Below are 21,132 nucleotides of genomic sequence, written 5' to 3' on the forward strand. Positions count from 1 at the left end.
AAAAAGGCAACTTAACAATCCCCATCCTACCCTACCAAAAATAAAACATAGTAATATACGTATAAATCGTTAAAGTTGCCATTCGCAAAGTATTATCAATAAACTGCACTATGTTTTTTAATGTTAGAACAAGGACAATTGATTTGATTCCGGCATACCCTGCAGGGCTCCCTGCTCATCAAGATATTCCAAAATTGTTTTGGAAATTTTGGAACGGCTAAGCAGGTCTTCTTTTGATAAAAATTCTCCCTGTTCACGTGCTTCTACAATGCTGATTGCTGCGTTAGTTCCTAATCCTGGAATCGCATTAAACGGTGCAATTAGTTTGTCTCCATCAATCAGGAACTTCTCAGCGTCTGAACGATATAAATCGACGTTGGTAAAGCTAAAGCCTCGCTCTACCATTTCCAAGGCCATCTCTAATACAGTCAAAAGAGATTTTTCTTTTGGTTGGGCATCGTGACCTTTTTCCTCAATCTCTTCAATTCGTTGGCGAATAGCTGCCGAGCCTTGTACCATTAACGGAATATCGAAATCATCCGCACGAACAGTAAAATACGTAGCGTAAAATTCTAGCGGATGATGTACCTTACAATAGGCGATCCGAACCGCCATCATTACATAAGCAGTCGCATGCGCTTTCGGGAACATATACTTAATCCGTTGACAAGACCCTATGTACCATTCAGGTACATCATGCTTGCGCATCTCCTCTTGGTCTTCCTCGCTGACACCTTTTCCTTTACGCACTGATTCCATTATTTTAAAGGCTTGGGACGGTTCCAGTCCTTTATAGATCAGATATACCATGATATCGTCACGACAACCGATAACCTCAGACAGCTTACACGTCTGATTACGTATTAATTCTTGTGCATTGTTTAGCCATACATCGGTTCCGTGCGAGAGACCAGAAATCTGCACCAATTCAGCAAAGGTGGTTGGTTTTGTATCTTCTAGCATCTGACGCACGAATTTTGTACCGAACTCCGGTATTCCTAACGTCCCCATATTCGTACGAATTTGTTCAGCCGTTACGCCTAGCGCTTCTGTTGAACTAAAGATAGACATCGTTTTTGGATCGTCTAACGGAATTTGTTTCGGGTCTAATCCCGTCAAGTCCTGAAGCATCCGGATAACGGTCGGATCGTCGTGACCCAGTATATCTAGCTTTAATAGATTGTCATGGATGGAATGGAAGTCGAAATGCGTTGTTCGCCATTCAGATTTAACATCATCGGCAGGGAATTGGATCGGACAAAAATCCTCCATATCCATATAATCGGGCAAGACAATAATTCCCCCTGGATGCTGTCCAGTCGTACGTTTAGCGCCCGTACAACCATTTACCAAGCGAGCAATCTCTGCTCCGCGAAGCATTAGCTTGCGCTCTTCCGCCCATTTACGAACATAGCCGTACGCTGTCTTTTCGGCGACGGTACCTATCGTTCCTGCACGAAAAACATTATCGATGCCAAATAGGTCTTGTGTATATTTATGCGCTCTTGGCTGGTAGTCACCTGAGAAATTCAAGTCAATATCGGGAACCTTATCTCCTTTAAATCCAAGGAAGGTTTCGAAAGGAATATCTTGGCCATCTTTCATATATCTAGTGCCGCATTTCTCGCAATCCTTGTCCTTTAAGTCGAATCCAGAACCGATGGAGCCGTCCATAATAAACTCGCTATGCTGACAGTTCGGGCATACATAGTGAGGCGGCAGTGGATTAACCTCTGTGATATCGGACATGGTTGCTACAAAAGAAGAGCCTACTGATCCACGTGATCCTACTAAGTAGCCGTCGCTAAGTGATTTTGTCACCAATCGCTGCGAGATCAGATAAATAACACCGAATCCGTGTTTAATAATACTGGTCAGTTCTTTTTCTAGACGTTGTTCAACAATTTCCGGCAACGGATCGCCGTAGATGCGCTTTGCTTTTTTATAGCACATATCACGCAGCTCTTCATCTGCCCCTTCGATTACAGGGGTATACAAACGATCTGGGATCGGGCTAACTTCTTCAATCATGTCAGCAATGGCATTTGTATTGTCTACAACAATTTCTTTCGCCTTCTGTTCACCCAAATAAGAGAATGCCTCCAGCATCTCCTCAGTAGTCATGAAATATAGTGGAGGCTGGTCGTTGGCATCTGGGTCTCCTTTTGATAGCAAGAATACTTCACGAAACGTATGATCCTGAGGGTGTAGAAAATGCACATCCCCTGTAGCCACAACCGGTCGTTCCAAATGTTCAGCAATGCGTATCATTGTTTCGTGATATGTCTTCACTACGTCCGTATTAGGGATCGTCTCATTGCGCAATAAAGGTTTGTAATGTTCTAAGGGCTGCAACTCGATATAATCATAGAATCTAGCGATCTCTTCTAATTCTTGTTCAGGTTTACCACGCAGAATGCCTTGGAATAGCTCCCCTTCTTTACAAGCTGTTCCAATCAACAAGCCTTCTCGATATTTTGTAATCTGGCTTCGCATAATTCGTGGTACGCGGAAGAAGGTTTCCGTATGCGAGATAGACACCAGCTTATACAGATTTTTTAAGCCTTCCTTGTTTTTCACTAAAATCGTAGCATGGAATGGACGGGTACTCTTATAATCCGCTTGAGCGTTGCTGCGCTCATTTAGCTCTGAGAGTGTTTTGATCTCTGCTTCCTTCACGTCTTTTAACATGAGCTGGAAAACCTTTGCTAGTGCAACAGTGTCGTCCAACGCCCGGTGAGCATTGATTAGTTCAACATTAAAGCGTTTTGCAAGCGTTCCTAATCGATAATTGCGCATGCCTGGATACAGCATACGTGCAAGCGGCAAAGTGTCTAAAAAAGAATTTGTCCACGGTTCCATTCCTACTCGAATGGCACACGCATTAATAAATGCTTGGTCAAATTCGGCGTTGTGGGCCACAAGAATCGAATCCCCAGCAAACTCTTTAAAACGGCGCAAAACAACGTCCAGCTTCTGTTTTCCCCGTAGCATTTCGTTTGTGATCCCCGTAATCTCCGTGGTTTTTGGGCCAATCAAAATACCAGGATCAATTAATTCTGTCCATTCTTCAATGATTTCTGAGCCTATCATTTTTACAGCAGCGATTTCAATAATGGTATGTTCATTCGCATTTAAACCTGTTGTCTCTGTATCAAATACGACATAAGGAGTCGTATCATCAATGGCGTAATTCGTTGCTCCCCGATCTAGGTTATATACAATGTTAATACCATCTTCCACTACATAGGCTTCTAACCCTAGAATACATTTGACACCGTTCTTTTTCGCTACACTGTAAGCCTCAGGGAATGCCTGTACGACACCATGATCCGTAATCGCAACAGCTTTGTGCCCCCATTTAGCAGCTTGTGAAATGTAAGATTTAACGGAAACAACTCCGTCTAACATGCTCATCGGAGTGTGGGCATGCAGCTCAACCCGTTTTTCCTCTGCTAGATCCTTACGTCCTTGCTGTTCAATCTGGTTGATGTCATTTGCCATCATTACCAGCTCGCGCATAAAGGTATCATGCTGAACGCTGCCGCGCGCTTTAATCCACATACCGTCCTTAATCGCTTCAAGTACTTTAACATCTTCCTTATCACGCGAAAAGATTTTGACAGTTAACGAATCCGTATAATCTGTCAAATGGAAAGTTAAAATGTGGCGTCCACTTTTCAATTCTTTAATTTCTGCATTAAAGACTGTACCCTGTATCGTAATTCGTCTTTCTTCCTCTTGAATCTCACTGATAGGTACAGGTTCCTCCTTGATGTCATATCCAATGGTAACAGTGGTAATTGCTTCAGCTTCTTGTCCATTCTGACGCTCTTTCTCTGCTTGAGCCTGCTGCGTCATGACATTTTTAACCAACGCTCGTTCTTCTTCTTTACGTTGCTCAATAAAGGCTTGCATAGCCGCGTCATTTTCTTCGGCTTGAAACAGAAAGCGCGGGCTTACCTGTGCAATCTTCCAAAATGCTTGGGTCAGTTGTTCATCTGCTTTTTTCGATTTCATAATATCTACTGCCATCTCAGTAGGTAACAATAGCTTTACTTGGTCCCCCGCTGTCTCCACTCGTCCTGTTTTAAGGGTACCTACCAATGTTTGCAAATGTGCATCTGGATCGCTTAGCAAGTAATCCCAGTATTCTTCCACCACAATATGTACGGGCGGCTGCAAGGAATAACGAAAAATCGCGTCAACCTTAGCTAAATGCGCAAAGGTTTGCTGCAATCGTTTCGTAAACGCACGATATATATCAACTGGCATCATTTTTTCAAATGTAAAGTGAAATATCCATTCTTTGGTTTGTTTATATACTTCCAGCTTCTCAATATACCCCTCGGTAAAATATCGCTCAACCATCTCTTGGGGAACCTCTAATTGCTTGAGGAGCAGAGAAAATCTATGTTTTTGTTCTGTTAATAGATCCATTTTTTCTCACCTCTCGCTTTTCTCCTTCTCTACCTTACGACAAAATGCTAAGCAGAACCAACGGTAATATCTACATAGAAAAGGTACCCCTTGCGCTTCTGGGGTACCTTTTTCTCTTCTACAAATTTCAAAGCAAATCCTGCATTGCTTTTGATACCTAACTCTATAGGTTTGCTAGCTGTTCTTTTACATAAGGAACAAGCTCGCTCACAGCTACCACAGTAGCTTCACCAGTACGTCTAATGCGAACTTCAACAGTACCTGGTTCCAATTTATCAGACACCGTGATTCGAAGTGGCAAACCAAGTAAATCGGCATCCTTAAACTTAACACCAGCACGTTCCGTACGGTCATCGTACAACACTTCTACTCCCGCTGCTTCCAATGCGGCTGTAATCTCTTCACTCATTTCACGCTGTTGATCAGATTTTACATTGATTGGAATTACATGAGCATGATAAGGAGCAACTGATGCTGGCCAGATAATACCATTCTCATCGTTGTTTTGTTCAATTACCGCCGCCAGCGTACGAGATACGCCGATACCGTAGCAGCCCATGATCATTGTTTGTTCACGGCCATTCTCGTCTAAAAATTTTGCTCCGATTGGCTCTGAGTATTTTGTACCCAATTTAAATACGTGACCTACTTCTACACCGCGGGCAAAAGCGATTGGAGCTTGTGTACGTGGGCAAACGTCACCCTCCTGAATATTTCGCAGATCAGCAAAACGAGATACGTGATAATCCCGTCCATACTGCGCGTTCTTCAAGTGGTAATCTACTTCATTTGCCCCAATGACGGCACTAGCTACCTCTTGAACGTAGTTGTCCGCTACTACCTCAATTTTTTTCCCCTCAGCACCGACAGGACCAACAAAACCAACTGGAGCACCTAGCTTCTCAGTGATTTCTGCTTCAGTTGCCATGCGTACATCAATTGCGTCAAACATATTTTTAAGCTTCACTTCGTTCAATTCGTGATCACCACGAATTAAAACAAGTACAAACTGATCATCCACCATGTATGCTAAGCTTTTCACGATGTCTTTGCCTTCAACGCCCAGACCCTCTTTTAATTGCTCGATGGTTTTGATGTTTGGTGTGTGAATTTTTTCCAATGGGGCTACATCTACTTCTACGGAAGTTGGTCCGTTATACAAAACTTCCGCTTTCTCCAGATTAGCTGCATAATCGCCGTCTGTAGAATATGCAATCGTATCTTCACCGATTTCACACAATGCCATAAATTCATACGTTCCGGTTCCGCCAATAGAACCCGCATCTGCTTCCACCGCACGATAATTGAGTCCAACACGCGTAAAAATACGGTGATAAGCATGGAACATATCATCAAAGCTCTTATCCAAGCCCTCTTGAGTTGTATCAAAAGAATAAGCATCCTTCATCATAAATTCCCGGCAACGAATGAGTCCAAAGCGAGGGCGTACTTCATCGCGGAATTTTGTTTGAATTTGATACAAGTTAATTGGCAGTTTTTTATAGGAGTTGATTTCACTGGCTACTAAAGTAGCTACAACCTCCTCATGAGTTGGCCCTAAAGCAAAACGACGATCATGACGATCGCGTAAACGCATCAATTCAGGACCATAATGATCCCAGCGGCCACTTTTCTCCCAAATTTCTGCCGGCTGAATCGTTGGCATTAAAATCTCTTGTGCACCTGCGTTATTCATTTCTTCACGCACGATATTTTGAATTTTTTGGAGGACACGCAGAGCTATCGGCATAAATGTATAGATACCGGAAGCTAACTGTCTTGCAAGACCAGCACGCAACAACAGTTTATGACTGGCAATCTCTGCGTCTGCTGGTACCTCGCGTAAAGTAGGGATTAGTAATTGGCTTTGCCTTAACACACAAGTTCCTCCTTTGATCAAATCAACACGTTCTATTTCTCTTCCATGATTGTGTTGATTTCTTTCATTAACTCTTCAAAAAGTTCATCTTCTTTTACTTTACGGACGATTTCACCGTTGCGGAAGATTAGTCCCTCTCCATTACCGCCGGCTACACCCACATCAGCCTCACGTGCTTCACCTGGTCCGTTAACTGCACATCCCATAACAGCTACCTTCAATGGTTTCTTCAGCGTGCTAACTGCGTCTTCCACCTTTGTTGCCAATCCGATCAGATCAATGGCACAACGACCACAAGATGGGCACGCAATTACTACTGGATCATTATTTACGATATCTAGACTGCGCAAAATCTGTTTCGCTACCTTAATCTCTTCAACAGGGTCGGCAGTGAGGGATACGCGAATTGTGTCACCGATCCCCATGGATAAAACCGTACCAATTCCTACAGCAGATTTAATGCTACCAGAGAACTGTGTACCAGCTTCTGTTACCCCTACATGTAACGGGTAAGGGCGACGTTGGGCCATTAACGAATACGTCTGAATCATGGTTGGAACATCTGAAGATTTTAGTGAGATCGTAATATTATCATAGTTCAGGTCTTCTAAAATCTCCACATGGTTCATAGCTGATTCCACGATCGCTTCTGGACTAGGATATCCGTATTTATCTAATAAACGTCTTTCTACTGAACCTGAGTTTACACCAATACGGATAGGAACATTTCGTTCACGACAAGCATCAACTACTGCCTGAGTTCGTTTCCGATTTCCAATATTCCCTGGATTAATTCGTATTTTATCAATGCCGCTCTCCAATGCTGTAAGCGCTAGTCGATAGTCAAAATGGATATCAGCTACTAACGGCAATGGAGAACGTTCCTTAATTTGCTTGATTGCTTTTGCAGCATCTTCATTAACAACCGCTAAACGAACAATTTGGCATCCAGCTTCATGCAATTGCTCTATTTGTTTGAGCGTAGCTTCTACATCACGCGTATCAGCGGTGGTCATAGATTGGATAACCACACTTTTTTGTCCTCCAATTTGGACTCCGCCTACAAATACCGGTTTGGTCTCCTCGCGCTTATACAAAGTAAGCACACTCCTTTATCTGTTTCTCTCTACATGTTGAATTACTGTAAAAAGAGACGTTGTATATCATTCCAAGTCACAACTAGAATTAACATCATCAATAAAGCAAAACCAACAAAGTGAACCATGCCTTCTTTGTTAGGATCAATTGGTTTACCGCGCAATGCCTCAATGGCAATGAACACAAGGCGTCCACCGTCTAAGGCAGGAATTGGCAGCAAATTAAAAATACCAAGGTTAATACTCAAAAGCGCTGTCCATGTAAAGAGTGCCGCAAGACCATTTTGTGCGAATTGACTGGTCATTGTAAAGATCCCTGCTGGCCCACTTAAATCCTTCACACTTACATGACCCGTAAAGAGCTGTGCAAGATTGGTGAAGATGGTTTTCGTCCAGAAGATCGTTTGGTCAACACCATGCGTCAGCGCTAATCCGATCTCTCTTTTAACACCGGCACCAACCATTATTTTACCCTGTTCATTTACCTGTACGGGTACGACCATGTCTTGCCCATCTCTGTTGATCTTCATTTCAATATTTTTATTAGGGGATGCATTAACAGCTCCCACAAACTGGTTCCAATCATTTATTGGTGTCCCATCGATGCTAATAATGCGATCTCCCTGTTTCAGCCCGGCCTGATAAGCAGGTCCATCCGGAATAACTTGGCCTAAAACAGCATCTTTTGACGGAGTTCCGAAGAATAAAGCACCCATCACAAAGATAACAAAAGCTAAAATAAAGTTAGCAGCAGGTCCAGCAAAAATAGCTAGGAAACGTTGCCATATTGTTTTCCCTTTAAATTGACGATTAAAAGGAGCAATCTGTACTTCCTTGCCTTCAATCACTAGCATCGTCTGAGGATCAACAGCAAATGTCTTCACTTCTCCCTGTATATCCAAAGTCATGATCAAATCATGCTCCAGATCATGACGAACCACATTACCAATCGTTGCATGATTGGGGATATCTTTAGGAGTAACATAAATGTGAGAAATCTGATTAGCTTGGTTGAATAAAACCCCGACCTCCATATGAGGTTGTAACACTTCCATCTCAGGGTCTTCACCTGCCATTCGAACCATACCGCCGATCGGTAACCAACGCAACGTATATTCTGTTTCGCCCCTCTTAAAGCTAAACATTTTTGGTCCCATTCCCAGAGCGAACTCACGGCATAAAATACCTGCCCGTTTTGCTAACAAAAAATGGCCCATTTCATGGAAAAAGACCAACAATCCAAAAATAACTACGAAGGCGATTACCGATCCAAAACCAATCTGTACGGGAGGCATTTGCATAGATATAGCCACCTTTCCTTCTATTTCGTGATTGAGAAGCACTCACCCGTTCTATCGAAACAGGACCACTACTCTACTATATGTAGGTAAAGCGTCTAATCAGTACCCTGTCTCTGGCAAAGCTTTTCGCTCGTTTCTTTCCCTCTTATCTGCTCCAGTCTCGTGCAGCTTGCCGTGCCCATGCGTCAACTTCGTCAATCTCTTCTAAGGTAGGATGCGGACTCGTGTTGTGTAAGGCACATACCTGATGAACAAGCTCTTCAATTCCTACGATTGTTAGTTCATCCTGCAAAAACCGCGACACGGCAACTTCATTGGCTGCATTTAGCACAGCGGGCAGTGTACCGCCAACCTTGCCGCAATCGTACGCTAGTTTTAAGAGTGGATAGCGGGTGAAATCCATCTCTTTAAAATGAAGCGTCCCGCATTTCACGAGATCAAGTGTCTCAGTCGGCAACGGCCAGCGGCTTGGATAGGTAAGAGCGTACTGAATGGGAACCTTCATATCCGGTGTTCCCAATTGTGCTATCACGGCTCTATCTTTGTATTCTACCATAGAATGAATAATACTTTCATAGTGAAGAATTGTCTCTATCTGTTCATACGGCATTCCAAATAGCCAATGAGCTTCTAATACTTCAAATCCTTTATTCATCATAGTAGCTGAGTCAATCGTTATTTTAGCTCCCATGCTCCAATTCGGATGTCGCAAAGCATCTTCTCGAGTTACATGAGCTAACTCATCTCGAGACAGATGGCGAAGTGATCCTCCTGAAGCAGTAATAACGAGTTTGGAAACATCCTGCCGATTCTCACCGTTTAGAGCCTGAAAAATGGCAGAATGCTCGCTGTCAACAGGAACAATTGTCGCCTGATGCCTTTGGGCAGCCTCCATGACCAGATGTCCTGCACTTACCAGGGTTTCCTTATTAGCAAGTCCAATTGTTTTGCCACGTTCAATCGCAGCCAGAGTTGGTTTTACTCCTACACTGCCTACTACTGCTGACATAACAAATGATGCTTGTGGATGTGTCGCTACCTCAATCAAGCCGTCTAATCCATGCACGATCTCTGCGGATAAAACTCCAGCAAGGCGTTTCGATAACTCTCGTGCAAGCTCTTCTGTCCCTACGGAAATGAGTTCCGGTTTCGCATATAAAGCTTGTTCTTCTAGTAAGTCAATGTTAGTACCGGCTGCCATGGCTACAATGTTAAACTGATCGGGGTGCTGTTTCACTACTTCCATGGTACTTGTCCCGATCGAACCGGTAGAACCTAACAGCGATATGTTTTTCACCCATCTCACCTCAAAACCCCTATTTATCTACGAGCTACTGCTTAAAACAAGCCAAACAAGTACAGTATCGGAAACACAATAAGCATACTATCAAATCGGTCGAGAATGCCTCCATGCCCGGGTAGAATATGACCTGAATCCTTTACTGCGAAATGACGCTTGTAAGCTGATTCTACTAAATCTCCTAGCGGACCGACAATACCTGTAATGGCTGCAATTGCTAAAGCTTGTCCCCACGGAAGAGCTCCGGGCACTTGCCAAAAGATCAAAAAGGCATCAATTGCCCCGACAATCACAAGGGAGGCAAGGAAACCTCCAAGCGCTCCCTCTACTGTTTTATTTGGACTAATATCTGGCCATAATTTACGTTTACCAAATGCTTTTCCTGCAAAATAGGCTCCAGAATCGGTTGACCATACAGATAACAAGATGATAATCGTGAGCCAAAATCCAGTTAAACCTATCCCCCCGCGAGCGACGGCAACGTAGTGAAAACCATATCCTATGTATAACGCTCCGAGTAATACCAGAGCGGCATGTTCAATATGAAAGCGATTTTTACTAAGTACAGTATAAAATAGCAGCAAGAATAAAGGTAACAGCAGAATTTGACCCCATTCTACTGTGATTGCACCAATACCATTTACCTTCAAAAACCCGAGCACCGGGAATAATAACGCTGCGAGGTCTGGTTGCCATGCACTTATTAAAATCACATAGCCCAGTATGCCTGGAAAACTGAATGGCTTTATGCTGGCCATGCGTAAAAATTCAAAAAGGCCGATGAAGGCCATAAGTAATACAAGGGACGAGTACCAAATCCCCCCCAGATATACCAGGGTGAGAAAAACAACACCCCCAAGTAATCCGGTAATTATCCGTTCCTTCACTTGTTCCACCTCTCCAGATCAAACTGCGCCGTATCGACGAGCTCGACCTTGGTATTCAGCAATCGCCTGTACGAAATGCTCTCTGGAAAAATCGGGCCAATACACATCCGTGAACCAAAATTCCGTATAAGCTAGTTGCCATAGCATGAAATTGCTAATACGAATTTCTCCGCTCGTGCGAATTAACAAATCAGGTTCGGGAATTCCTTGTGTATATAAATGTGAGGCAATTGTTTCCTCATCAATTTGTTCAGGTGTCAGCTTGCCTTGGGCAATCAATTGAGCAATCTCTTTTGTCGCTTTTAAAATTTCATCACGCCCTCCATAATTAAGGGCAAAATTAAGTTGTAAGCCTGTATTATTTTTTGTCTTTTCCTCTGCTTCGATCAATGCGTTTAAAGTATGAGAAGGTAAGCCTTCTCGTGAACCTATCATACGTATCCGAACATTTCGTTCAACTAATTCTACCAATTCAGTCGACAAGAACTCCTGTGGGAGCTTCATTAGAAAATCAACTTCGTCTTTAGGACGCTTCCAATTCTCTGTAGAAAAGGCGTACATCGTTAATACACCTACACCGATTTCATCAGCTGCTTTTACAACTTCTTTTACGGTTTTCATACCCTGATGGTGTCCAGCAACACGCGGTAAATTACGTTTTTTAGCCCAGCGTCCATTACCGTCCATAATGACTGCTACATGGTGCGGAATGACTCCTGCCTGATCAAACGCATTGCTTTTATGTTCTTCCTGCCTACCGCTAAACATTTTTCCTAACCGTTCTAACATACAGGTTTCCCCCAAAAAGAGAGATATAGACATAGCTCCCCCTCATTACAGAGGGGGAACATTTTCTCACATTATACCTCGAGAATGTCCTTCTCTTTATCTTTTACGATTTTGTCAACTTCCGCAATAAACTTATCGGTCGTTTTTTGAACCGTTTCTTGATGACCGCGGGATTCATCCTCAGAGATTGAAGCCGCTTTTTCCAACTTTTTAATACCATCATTTGCATCGCGACGTACGTTGCGAATTGCTACTTTTGCATCTTCTCCACTCTTGTTTGCAACTTTTACTAAGTCGCGGCGGCGCTCTTCTGTAAGTGGTGGAACTGCAATGCGGATTACGGAACCATCATTAGTTGGTGTAAGTCCGATATCAGACTGCATGATTGCCTTATCGATATCTTTTAGAGCATTCTTATCCCAAGGCTGAACTTGTAGCATACGCGGTTCTGGAGCAACTACGTTAGCCAATTGATTGATTGGTGTTGGTGTACCATAGTAGTCTACCATGATTTTATCCAACATAGCCGGAGTCGCACGGCCAGCACGCAATGTCGCTAGGTCCTTTTTTAATGTTTGAATCGCCTTGCTCATGCGATCTTCCATATCCTTTAAAATGTTTTGTGGCATTTAAGCATCCCCCTTTACTATAGTCCCAATTTTTTCTCCCATGACGGCCCGACGAATGTTGCCCTCTTCCGTTATGGCAAAAACAATAAGTGGTATATGATTATCCATGCAAAGACTGGAAGCGGTAGAATCCATGACGCCTAAGCCTTTGTTTAAAACTTCAAGGAAAGTTAGGTTATCGTATTTTGTAGCGCTTTCGTCAATGCTTGGATCCGCTGTGTACACACCGTCTACCTTATTTTTTGCCATCAGGATAACCTCTGCTTCGATCTCGGCAGCACGCAATGCTGCAGTTGTATCGGTGGAGAAGTACGGGTTACCTGTACCAGCCGCAAAGATGACAACTCGCCCCTTCTCTAAATGACGAATCGCCTTTCTGCGAATGTATGGCTCAGCTACTTGACGCATCTCAATAGAAGTTTGAACACGGGTAGGTACGCCGACCTGTTCTAACCCATCTTGCATCGCAAGTGCGTTCATAACAGTTGCAAGCATGCCCATGTAGTCAGCCGTTGCGCGATCCATTCCTTTGGAGCTTCCGGAAAGGCCTCTCCAGATGTTTCCTCCACCTACTACTACGGCTACTTCTACACCTAGCTCTACGATTTCCTTTATTTGATTTGCAATCGAAGCGATAACTTTTGGGTCGATTCCATACCCTAGTTCCCCAGCTAGTGCCTCTCCACTCAGCTTTAGTATGACTCTTTTATATGCAGCGTCTGGCATGCGAAAAGACCTCCATTTTCATTTCGTATTGCTCTTATTTCGTGTCTTTCTTTAAAAATAGGGAACACAGCGGTGTTCCCTATTTTCATCTTATTGCTTATTCACTTGCGCCATTACTTCAGCAGCAAAATCTTCTTGTTTCTTTTCAATACCTTCCCCAACTTGGAAGCGAGCAAAACCTTTGAAGCTAGCTCCTGCTTCTTTCAACAATTGAGAAACGCGTTTGTCTGGGTCTTTAACGAATGGTTGCTCTACTAAGCAATATTCTTCAAAGAATTTTGCCATGCGGCCTTCTACCATTTTGTCTACGATGTTAGCAGGCTTTCCTTCAGACAACGCTTGGTTTTTCAATACTTCACGCTCACGGTCAATAACGTCTTGAGAAACTTCTTCTCTCACGCCAAAACGTGGGTTAGAAGCTGCTGCGTGCATTGCAATGTCTTTTGCCAAAGCTTCATTGTCAGTGTCATTTAAAGCTACCAACGTACCGATTTTTCCACCCATGTGCAGGTATCCGCCGAAAATGCCGTTGTCAGCTTTTTCAAGGATTTCAAAGCGGCGGAAGCTGATGTTTTCACCAATTGTTGCGATTTTCGCGTTGATGATTGTACCCAAATCTTCTCCACCTTGGAAAGCTTGAGTCAAAGCTTCTTCAACAGTAGCAGGGCGAGCGTTTACTACATGTTCAGCGATATCTTTAACTAGTTGCTGGAACTCAGGGTTTTTAGCAACGAAGTCTGTTTCACAGTTAACTTCTACTACTGCACCAAAGTTTCCGTTAATTGCAAATCCAGTCAAACCTTCAGCAGCGATACGTCCGGACTTTTTCGCAGCCTTTGCGATACCTTTTTCACGAAGTAGGTCAATCGCTTTTTCGATATCACCGTTTACTTCTTCTAGTGCGCGTTTGCAGTCCATCATACCCGCGCCTGTTCTTTCGCGCAATTCTTTAACTGTTTGTGCCGTAATTGCCATTGAATTACATCCTCCTTCAACTAATCCGCAAGCATCTTATTTTGCCTACGTATGTAATGTGTGAAACTCTTCGTCGGGAGATACAATTGTATTCGTAGAAAAAGGTGGACGGGGTTCTGAAAACCCTCAGTCCACCCTCATTCATTACGCCGTGGTTGTTTGCTCTCCGCCTTGGTTTCCTTCAGACAGAGCGTCAGCCATCTTGCCAGTTAATAGTTTAACAGCACGGATAGCGTCATCGTTACCAGGAATCACATAATCGATTTCGTCTGGATCGCAGTTAGTATCAACGATCGCTACGATTGGGATACCCAATTTACGAGCTTCCGCAACAGCGATGCGCTCTTTGCGAGGGTCGATTACGAACAATGCGTCAGGCAATTCTTTCATGTGCGCAATACCGCCCAAGAATTTCTCTAGGCGATCCATTTCTTTGTTCAATACGATAACTTCTTTTTTAGGAAGAACATCGAAAGTACCGTCTTCTTGCATACGTTTTAGTTCAGCAAGACGAGCAGTACGTTTTTGAATAGTTTCAAAGTTAGTCAATGTACCACCCAACCAACGTTGGTTGATGTAGTAGTGACCAGTGCGTTCAGCTTCTTCTTTAACAGATTCTTGCGCTTGTTTTTTCGTACCAACGAAAAGTACTTTTCCTTCGTTAGCAGCAACTTCGCGCATGAAGTTGTACGCCTCTTCTACTTTTTTCACCGTCTTTTGCAAGTCGATGATGTAAATTCCGTTACGTTCTGTGAAGATATAGCGATCCATTTTTGGGTTCCAACGACGAGTTTGGTGACCGAAGTGAACACCAGCCTCAAGAAGTTGTTTCATAGAGATTACCGCCATATTTCACACCTCCTCTAGTTTGGTTTTTTGTGTCAACCTCCGCCGACCGCATTTTTCAAGCAAAACTACCAGATGGTAGCACCGTTGCCGAAATTAGCCTGCGTGTGTATTTAACACCGAAGAAAACTATATCATATCAAAATAACAAATGCAATAAAGAGTGTTAGAAAAGTTGCTTCGGCTTACCGTTATTTTCACCTAACTATATCCATTTTATCCAAAAATGAACATCACATCATCAGTAAACCGTTTTTTTAAGAAATTTATTAAGAAGCATTCTATTATCTGTCGCTTATTTATGTTCAGATAGTGGATCAGCTTCAGGAGTTTTAGGCGGCTCAGGAGGAGTCGGAGGAACTGGCGGCGTTATGCTTGATGTATCCTTTTTCTCTGCTCCCGGCTTATTATTCGTAGTTTGTTCAATTGACTGCTCCTGCTTTTTGGCAGGCTCTTTTTCGCTTGTAGTGGATGTAGATGGCTCACTGTTCTCTTTAGAGCTATGATTCTGTTTAGAAGCATCCTTCGCTGGTTGTTGCGTTGTAGATGACGAGCCTTTAGCGGACTGAGTAGTTTTATTGCTTTCTTTTTCGTTTTCTTTCGTTTTCTTATCCGATTTCTCGTTTAATTGTTCCGCCTTCTTTTTCTCTTTGCTGGACTCATTCATTCTCTGCTTCTCTGTTGCTGATGGAGAAGCCTTCGTTGCGTCCTTATCATGCTCAGAAGCTAGCTTCTTTTTCTCACTATTTGCTGTTGGAGCAGTATCAGGCTTCTTCTCTGGTTGCTTTTGTCCAGTTGGTATAGAGATAGCCGGTTGCCCGCTTTGTTTTTCTTTACTCGTATTTGGAGTTGCTTGTGGCTGACCTTTCAAAGGCTCCTGTGCTTGCATACTCTGAAATTCCTCTTTGGAAAGAACTACCCACTCCTGAGTAGCAGCGATTTTCTTTAGTTCATCTATGCTAATCGCCTTCTGTCCGAAGACTAGAAGAAACACGGCAGAGAACACAACCCCTAGTCCAAAACCCATCCACCCGATTCTCGTTTTCATGTCAGGCCTCTCTTTCAATCGGCTCGGCAAGCGTTAAAATTAATTCAATCTCCCCATGACCAGCTCCAAGCTTTTTAGCTATCTCAGGAGTAGTAAGCCCTTGTTTTACTAATTCAAACACTCGCTGGTACCGATCTTTTAATGCCAACACGTCTTGAGAAATCTCTGGTTGCTGGTCAGCGCCAGCTTGGCTCAACATCTGGGATTGCTCTACTCCCTTTTTTAATAAATCGTGGGATTTTTGCAACTCACTAAATTGAAGATGCAGTTTTTCCATCTCCTGCTGAAGAGAAAGATTGTCTTGTGTACATTGCTTAGCAGAAGCGAATAATTCCTGCTGACTTTTTCTGATTTGCTCGATGTTCGCATGCAAATTCTCAGCTAATTCTTCATTTTCCTTTTTTACCTGTTGAACAAAGCGTTTAAGCGTTGTTTCCATGCTAGTGCGATCCAGGCTGGAGAGCTCTGAATGCTTCCGCGAAGAAATTGCTTCAGAACCTATCTCGTGATGTTTTCTTTTAGATAACCAAAGGGAGAGGCCTGAAAGCACAATAGCAATTAGGCCAACCCCTAGTAGTATATATAACAATTGAGTCATTTTCTTCACCTAGTTAGAATAGTTACAAAGAAATATCAATATGATGCCCACGGATTGGATCAGGTGACGGATGGGTTTGCGCTTTCATTTCTCCTTCTGCTTGTCCCTCCCGCATTTGTTCAGGATGTCCCCCATGCTTCTTTGCAGACTCTTCTTGTTTATTTTTAACCTGCTGTTGTTCTGATTTATGCACATTCTCCGTTTTATTCCGTTTTGCTTCAGCTAGCTTCTTTTGTTCTTCCTTAATCTGCTGTTGCTCCGCTGCGGCCCGTTGTTGCAGTTGTTCTTGCCATCTGCCTATCTCTTGTGTCCTTGGAATAGCATGCTGTAATTCGAGTGCTTTAAAACTCATCAGCATCTCTCTCCTTTTCTAAATGAGAGTGGAAGTAGAGATCTCTCCATCCAAAACGAGGAATCGAGTACGGCTAAACTCTTGTTTAATAAAACGCACATGCTTACCAAAAACCAGTTTTGCTCCTGGGAAAATTAGCTGAGATACCTCAATATAGGATGGGATTTCTTGGTCTAATTCTGCCTCGAGCCGTCGTTTTTCTTCTTCTAACGTTTTTATTTCTCTATCCAATACGAGCTGTGTATTGGTCAATTTAATCTGTAACGACTTCTTGTCAGAAGGCAAATCTCCATAGGCTTGCATCATTTGCGACAATACCTGCAGCCCTTGATCTGCCTTGCGCTTCTGATCATGAAGGTCGGTTAATTTCTTTTTAATTTGGCTGACTTGTTCGCGGCATTGGGGCTTAGCACCCACTTCAAGACTGGTTGGCGTAGAACTCATATTGCCAACTACCTGTGCAATAATCTTCTCGCCTGCTTGAACGACACCACCAATAATAATCCCCTTGGTTCCTTTGCAAACCACCTGCTTCCCAGCCTTTACGTGTGAAAACATGATGCTTTGTTTAACGAAAACGTTATTGCCAGCAGTTACATTCCCATTTTGAATATAAGAGGTCGTCACGTTATTTCCTGCTTGAACACGTCCCTTATCCTGACCAGCAATACCGTTTTTAATATCAATGGAGCCTTCTGCAATCAGCTCCGCACCCTCTACACTTCCATAGATTCGAATATCGCCTGTGGCTTTTATCGTAAAACCAGTTGGCACATGGCCACGAATAACAACCGTTCCAACAAAATCAATATTACCTACACTAAAATCAACGTCTCCATTGACTTCATAGACAGGGAACACATGAATCTTGTCATTGTCCACCGATACTTGGCCGTCTATTACAGCGTATGCCAATGTTCGTTCTTCATTTAACACAATCCCTTTACCAGGCTTTAATAACGCTTCTTTACCTGGCTTTGGCGGGATCACTTCATCTGTTACCGTTCTACCTGGTACTCCCGGTGTTGCCATAATCTTTTCTGCTAAAAGTTGACCGCGTGTCACATTAGCAATATTGAGAACGGAATAATAGTCCACTCGTCCATCTTCAAGCACTTTGGGGGAAGTTTTCTCTGCTGACTCATCTTGAAATAGATAACGAATGCTGCCATTCTTACCCGGTATCGGTTCCACTCCTCTAGCAATACTGAGAGGAGTATTGACATATTGCGACGGGGAAGAACAGATAGCACGTACATGATTTTCTATTATTCCATATCTCACACCTTTTGTTTCACAAAATCGAATCAAGTCTTCCTCTTTTAGCGGGACATCACTTGTTGCTTTTAATGTAATCTCAGCAAGAAGTTTGTCAGATGAAATGTGAATTTCCGCGTAATCGGCAATTTGATTCACGAAAAACCCCCCTTTTTCTGCGCTTCTGGGCGCCACCAGTTTTCTACATTAACTGCGATTTCCATTTTGCCAACGTATTGCGTAGACGAAAAATCGCTTTGGAATGCAACTGGGAAATACGTGAAGGGGATAAGCTCATGACCTCAGCGATTTCAGACAAAGTTAACTCTTCAAAGTAAAAAAGTGAAACAACGAGGCGCTCTTTTTCTGGTAGTTTGTCAATAGCTTGAGTTAAAACTTCCTTCAAATTCTGCATTTGGGCGACGTTTTCAGGATTTGGCATAAGATCATCTATTAAATAAGCATGACGAGCAATTTTCTGTTCATCTTCATCACCTACTGCTTCGTCAATCGACAACATACTGGATAGCGAGGTATCATACATCACCTGTTGAACTTCTTTTTCCGTTATTCCCAAATGAAGACTTACTTCTTGCTCAGTGGGAGAACGTAACAGATTTTGCTCTAAATATGTATATGCTTCTTCGATTTTTTTTGCCTTATCCCGCACCGTGCGAGGAATCCAATCATTTTCACGCAACCCATCAATCATAGCTCCACGAATTCTCCACATGGCATACGTTTCAAATTGCAAGCCCCGTTTATAATCAAACTTGTTTAAAGCATCAAGCAACCCGAATCGACCATAGCTGATGAGATCATCCTTATCCACGTTGTTAGGCAAACCAATGGAAAGACGCATTGCCACTTTATTTACTAGCGGCAAGAATTTTTCCACCAGTTCTAATTCCGCTTCTCGACTCCCGTTTTCTTTCCATTCCATCCATTTATCAAATTCTTTTGTTACCTTCTCTTGATTATATACGCGAGCCATGGTTTAATCACCTGCCTTTTACTCATCAGTAAATCTTCTTAACGTTTGGGCAATTAATTTTGGGTCATGCTCTGCAGATTCAGCTTGTACATGCTCTACTTTTAATGGAATAAACTCTTCTTCTGGATGTAAAGACTCGTTCGTTTCTTTCGGATCAGTGGCAGCTTCCTGCTCTTCTCCTGCTGCTACTTCCTCGTCACCATCTGTGTCCTTTAGCTCATTAGGATCTTCTTTTGGAAAGAGAATGGATAATACCCACTGCACAAGAAAGGCGATGATAAAAATAACCAGAAAAGCCATAACTCCACGATAAAACGATACAACAAACAAATTGCCAGTAATGGCAGCCAAAAACGTTAGTAGAAATGCAATGCATCCTAACCAAAGACTTCTTTTCACGGTTTGGTTCATGGTTATACTTCCTTAGTTCCTTGATTTACGGTCCGGATTTGCAATAACCCAGTTTCCGCATCAACTTCAATAGTTCGTCCGCAATTTCCACCAGTATCCTCTGCAATAATCTGAATGGAGAATTGTTTTAAAGCTGCTTTGCAAGCCTCTACATTCCGCGGTCCAATTCTCATTGCATCGTTGGTAGAAAGAAAGGTAAACATTTGGGCGCCTCCAGCCAGCTTAGCAGTCATATGACGGGTTTGGGCTCCCAGCTTCTTCATTCGTTCAACTAATTCAGGAATTGCTGTATCAGCATACTTTAAATGATTGGTCTCTGTATTTTTCCCTAGGCTTGAATCCGGTAACATGACATGCGCCATTCCCGCAATTTTAGTACTACGATCATAAAGTACAACCCCAACGCAAGAACCTAAGCCTGTCGTGCGAATATGGTTGGGGGCACTAGCTACTCCTGCGTCTGCCATTCCAACTTTAATAATTTCCATCTAACGGGACCCCTAATGCTTGGAATAATGTTGCAAATGAATCCGGATCTGGGATGAGGAAAAAGTGACCTTGCATTTTTTCGTTGCCTTCCATAAAAGCTGTGTCGATCGTTAAAGCAAAATCACCAGCCCGACCTAGTTCAATAAGTCCATAGCTCAAAAGAGCGCCTGCCATATCAATCGCAAGAGCAGGTACAGTCGGTTGCATATTAAGCTTCGTAAAATCAGCCAGTGATGACAGATAAGAACCAGCCATAATGTTACCGATCTCATGCAAAGCCGATAATTCCATCTCACTAAAAATCTCTTCCTGCTCTTCTTGTGGCACAATACCCAGCAGATGCTGCAACAGATTTTTAGCGGAAGGGATATCAATGATAAAAAACATATTTCCAGGGCAATCGCCTTCCACACGTAAAAAGACTGCGATTACCACCACTTCATCTCCACCCAGGAAATCAGCAATTTCCTGGAAAGAGATGATTCTTACTTGTGGAACGGTCATGTCGATTTCTTTTTGAATCAATTGCGAAAGTGCCGTGGTTGCATGACCGGCCCCAATATTACCTACCTCACGAAGCACATCTAATTGAAATTCGCCTAATTTCTTAATATGAGTCATAGACTAAACCTCAAACGAATCCAATTGTTTAATCTCTTCTGTGCTCAACACTTTATCTAGATTTAATAAGATGAGTAGACGTTTTTCTAATTTAGCTACACCACGTAAATAGGTTGCTTCTACCCCGCCAACCACGGCTGGTGGCGGTTCGATTGCATTAACAGGGATATCAACCACGTCGTTTGCAGAATCAACAATTAGTCCAACTTCTAGTTCGTCTACAGCTACGATGATCACCCGCGTAGCTTCTGTGCATTCTGTTTCTGCCAATTGAAAACGACTGCGTAAATCAATAATGGGTGTAACCACACCGCGTAAATTGATAACACCCTTTACAAACTCTGGTGTGCGAGGTACGCGGGTAATATGTTCCAGCTTCTCAATCGATCTAACCTGCTGAACCTCTACACCGTACTCTTCGTCTACCAATCGAAAAATAATTACTTTTACTTCCTCAGATGCTGCTTTCATATCCAACATACTCATGACCTCC

At 42.9% G+C, this 21,132-nt stretch carries 20 protein-coding genes; all 20 read right to left on the minus strand.

The features are described from left to right. Positions 1-123: 123 nt before the first annotated feature. Positions 124-4,440, minus strand: coding sequence for a PolC-type DNA polymerase III (locus QZ995_RS09570; RefSeq protein WP_301806057.1), 4,317 nt, complete (start codon positions 4,438-4,440; stop codon positions 124-126). Positions 4,441-4,603: 163 nt separating this feature from the next. Next, positions 4,604-6,319 (minus strand): proline--tRNA ligase, encoded by a 1,716-nt coding sequence (locus QZ995_RS09575; protein ID WP_301806059.1) that lies wholly within the window; start codon positions 6,317-6,319, stop codon positions 4,604-4,606. A 32-nt stretch (positions 6,320-6,351) separates the two neighbouring features. Continuing rightward, positions 6,352-7,416: a flavodoxin-dependent (E)-4-hydroxy-3-methylbut-2-enyl-diphosphate synthase gene (gene ispG / locus QZ995_RS09580; protein WP_301806062.1), complete on the minus strand. Its 1,065-nt coding sequence runs from the start codon at positions 7,414-7,416 to the stop codon at positions 6,352-6,354. 41 nt (positions 7,417-7,457) lie between these two features. Beyond that, positions 7,458-8,717: an RIP metalloprotease RseP gene (rseP, locus tag QZ995_RS09585; protein WP_301806065.1), complete on the minus strand. Its 1,260-nt coding sequence runs from the start codon at positions 8,715-8,717 to the stop codon at positions 7,458-7,460. Positions 8,718-8,862: 145 nt separating this feature from the next. Continuing rightward, complete coding sequence (locus QZ995_RS09590) at positions 8,863-10,014, minus strand: 1-deoxy-D-xylulose-5-phosphate reductoisomerase (RefSeq protein ID WP_301806452.1); 1,152 nt, start codon at positions 10,012-10,014, stop codon at positions 8,863-8,865. A gap of 41 nt (positions 10,015-10,055) precedes the next feature. After that, positions 10,056-10,904 (minus strand): phosphatidate cytidylyltransferase, encoded by an 849-nt coding sequence (locus QZ995_RS09595; RefSeq protein ID WP_301806068.1) that lies wholly within the window; start codon positions 10,902-10,904, stop codon positions 10,056-10,058. A gap of 18 nt (positions 10,905-10,922) precedes the next feature. After that, positions 10,923-11,693 carry an isoprenyl transferase gene (locus tag QZ995_RS09600; RefSeq protein WP_301806070.1) on the minus strand — a complete coding sequence of 257 codons (771 nt, stop codon included), beginning with the start codon at positions 11,691-11,693 and terminating at the stop codon, positions 10,923-10,925. Positions 11,694-11,764: 71 nt separating this feature from the next. Then, a complete protein-coding gene (frr, locus tag QZ995_RS09605) occupies positions 11,765-12,322 on the minus strand; it encodes a ribosome recycling factor (RefSeq protein WP_003341354.1) in 558 nt (185 codons plus the stop codon). Further along, on the minus strand, positions 12,323-13,048 hold the full coding sequence (pyrH, locus tag QZ995_RS09610; protein ID WP_003336945.1) for a UMP kinase: 726 nt from the start codon (positions 13,046-13,048) through the stop codon (positions 12,323-12,325). Positions 13,049-13,138: 90 nt separating this feature from the next. Then, positions 13,139-14,023 carry a translation elongation factor Ts gene (gene tsf / locus QZ995_RS09615; protein ID WP_301806077.1) on the minus strand — a complete coding sequence of 295 codons (885 nt, stop codon included), beginning with the start codon at positions 14,021-14,023 and terminating at the stop codon, positions 13,139-13,141. A gap of 144 nt (positions 14,024-14,167) precedes the next feature. Beyond that, the gene (gene rpsB / locus QZ995_RS09620; protein WP_003341356.1) at positions 14,168-14,872 is read right to left on the minus strand and encodes a 30S ribosomal protein S2; all 705 of its coding nucleotides are present in this window, start codon (positions 14,870-14,872) and stop codon (positions 14,168-14,170) included. Between the two features lie 292 nt (positions 14,873-15,164). Beyond that, positions 15,165-15,917: a hypothetical protein gene (locus QZ995_RS09625; protein ID WP_301806081.1), complete on the minus strand. Its 753-nt coding sequence runs from the start codon at positions 15,915-15,917 to the stop codon at positions 15,165-15,167. Between the two features lies 1 nt (position 15,918). Continuing rightward, positions 15,919-16,515 carry a DUF6115 domain-containing protein gene (locus QZ995_RS09630; RefSeq protein WP_301806083.1) on the minus strand — a complete coding sequence of 199 codons (597 nt, stop codon included), beginning with the start codon at positions 16,513-16,515 and terminating at the stop codon, positions 15,919-15,921. Positions 16,516-16,537: 22 nt separating this feature from the next. Further along, positions 16,538-16,867 carry a hypothetical protein gene (locus QZ995_RS09635; RefSeq protein WP_301806086.1) on the minus strand — a complete coding sequence of 110 codons (330 nt, stop codon included), beginning with the start codon at positions 16,865-16,867 and terminating at the stop codon, positions 16,538-16,540. Between the two features lie 18 nt (positions 16,868-16,885). After that, a complete protein-coding gene (locus tag QZ995_RS09640; RefSeq protein ID WP_301806088.1) occupies positions 16,886-18,283 on the minus strand; it encodes a DUF342 domain-containing protein in 1,398 nt (465 codons plus the stop codon). A gap of 43 nt (positions 18,284-18,326) precedes the next feature. Continuing rightward, entirely contained in the window at positions 18,327-19,118 is a 792-nt protein-coding gene (locus QZ995_RS09645) for a FliA/WhiG family RNA polymerase sigma factor (protein ID WP_301806090.1), read from the minus strand. An 18-nt stretch (positions 19,119-19,136) separates the two neighbouring features. Further along, positions 19,137-19,529 carry a hypothetical protein gene (locus QZ995_RS09650; RefSeq protein ID WP_301806092.1) on the minus strand — a complete coding sequence of 131 codons (393 nt, stop codon included), beginning with the start codon at positions 19,527-19,529 and terminating at the stop codon, positions 19,137-19,139. A 2-nt stretch (positions 19,530-19,531) separates the two neighbouring features. Beyond that, positions 19,532-20,017: a chemotaxis protein CheD gene (locus QZ995_RS09655; RefSeq protein WP_301806094.1), complete on the minus strand. Its 486-nt coding sequence runs from the start codon at positions 20,015-20,017 to the stop codon at positions 19,532-19,534. Further along, on the minus strand, positions 20,004-20,639 hold the full coding sequence (locus QZ995_RS09660) for a chemotaxis protein CheC (RefSeq protein ID WP_031413699.1): 636 nt from the start codon (positions 20,637-20,639) through the stop codon (positions 20,004-20,006). Before QZ995_RS09660 ends, QZ995_RS09655 begins: the two co-directional genes overlap by 14 nt. A gap of 3 nt (positions 20,640-20,642) precedes the next feature. Further along, complete coding sequence (locus QZ995_RS09665; RefSeq protein ID WP_031413698.1) at positions 20,643-21,119, minus strand: chemotaxis protein CheW; 477 nt, start codon at positions 21,117-21,119, stop codon at positions 20,643-20,645. Positions 21,120-21,132: the final 13 nt, after the last annotated feature.

The sequence above is a fragment of the Brevibacillus laterosporus genome (assembly GCF_030489605.1).
Taxonomy (GTDB): Bacteria; Bacillota; Bacilli; order Brevibacillales; family Brevibacillaceae; genus Brevibacillus_B; species Brevibacillus_B laterosporus_E.

Excerpts from the sequence above, each read along its gene's own strand:
- QZ995_RS09570 (WP_301806057.1), bottom strand. The coding sequence starts at position 4,440 with ATGGATCTATTAACAGAACAAAAACATAGATTTTCTCTGCTCCTCAAG.
- rseP (WP_301806065.1), bottom strand. The coding sequence starts at position 8,717 with ATGCAAATGCCTCCCGTACAGATTGGTTTTGGATCGGTAATCGCCTTC.
- QZ995_RS09600 (WP_301806070.1), bottom strand. The coding sequence starts at position 11,693 with ATGTTAGAACGGTTAGGAAAAATGTTTAGCGGTAGGCAGGAAGAACAT.
- frr (WP_003341354.1), bottom strand. The coding sequence starts at position 12,322 with ATGCCACAAAACATTTTAAAGGATATGGAAGATCGCATGAGCAAGGCG.
- pyrH (WP_003336945.1), bottom strand. The coding sequence starts at position 13,048 with ATGCCAGACGCTGCATATAAAAGAGTCATACTAAAGCTGAGTGGAGAG.
- tsf (WP_301806077.1), bottom strand. The coding sequence starts at position 14,023 with ATGGCAATTACGGCACAAACAGTTAAAGAATTGCGCGAAAGAACAGGC.
- rpsB (WP_003341356.1), bottom strand. The coding sequence starts at position 14,872 with ATGGCGGTAATCTCTATGAAACAACTTCTTGAGGCTGGTGTTCACTTC.
- QZ995_RS09625 (WP_301806081.1), bottom strand. The coding sequence starts at position 15,917 with ATGAAAACGAGAATCGGGTGGATGGGTTTTGGACTAGGGGTTGTGTTC.
- QZ995_RS09630 (WP_301806083.1), bottom strand. The coding sequence starts at position 16,515 with ATGACTCAATTGTTATATATACTACTAGGGGTTGGCCTAATTGCTATT.
- QZ995_RS09635 (WP_301806086.1), bottom strand. The coding sequence starts at position 16,867 with ATGAGTTTTAAAGCACTCGAATTACAGCATGCTATTCCAAGGACACAA.
- QZ995_RS09645 (WP_301806090.1), bottom strand. The coding sequence starts at position 19,118 with ATGGCTCGCGTATATAATCAAGAGAAGGTAACAAAAGAATTTGATAAA.
- QZ995_RS09650 (WP_301806092.1), bottom strand. The coding sequence starts at position 19,529 with ATGAACCAAACCGTGAAAAGAAGTCTTTGGTTAGGATGCATTGCATTT.
- QZ995_RS09655 (WP_301806094.1), bottom strand. The coding sequence starts at position 20,017 with ATGGAAATTATTAAAGTTGGAATGGCAGACGCAGGAGTAGCTAGTGCC.
- QZ995_RS09660 (WP_031413699.1), bottom strand. The coding sequence starts at position 20,639 with ATGACTCATATTAAGAAATTAGGCGAATTTCAATTAGATGTGCTTCGT.
- QZ995_RS09665 (WP_031413698.1), bottom strand. The coding sequence starts at position 21,119 with ATGTTGGATATGAAAGCAGCATCTGAGGAAGTAAAAGTAATTATTTTT.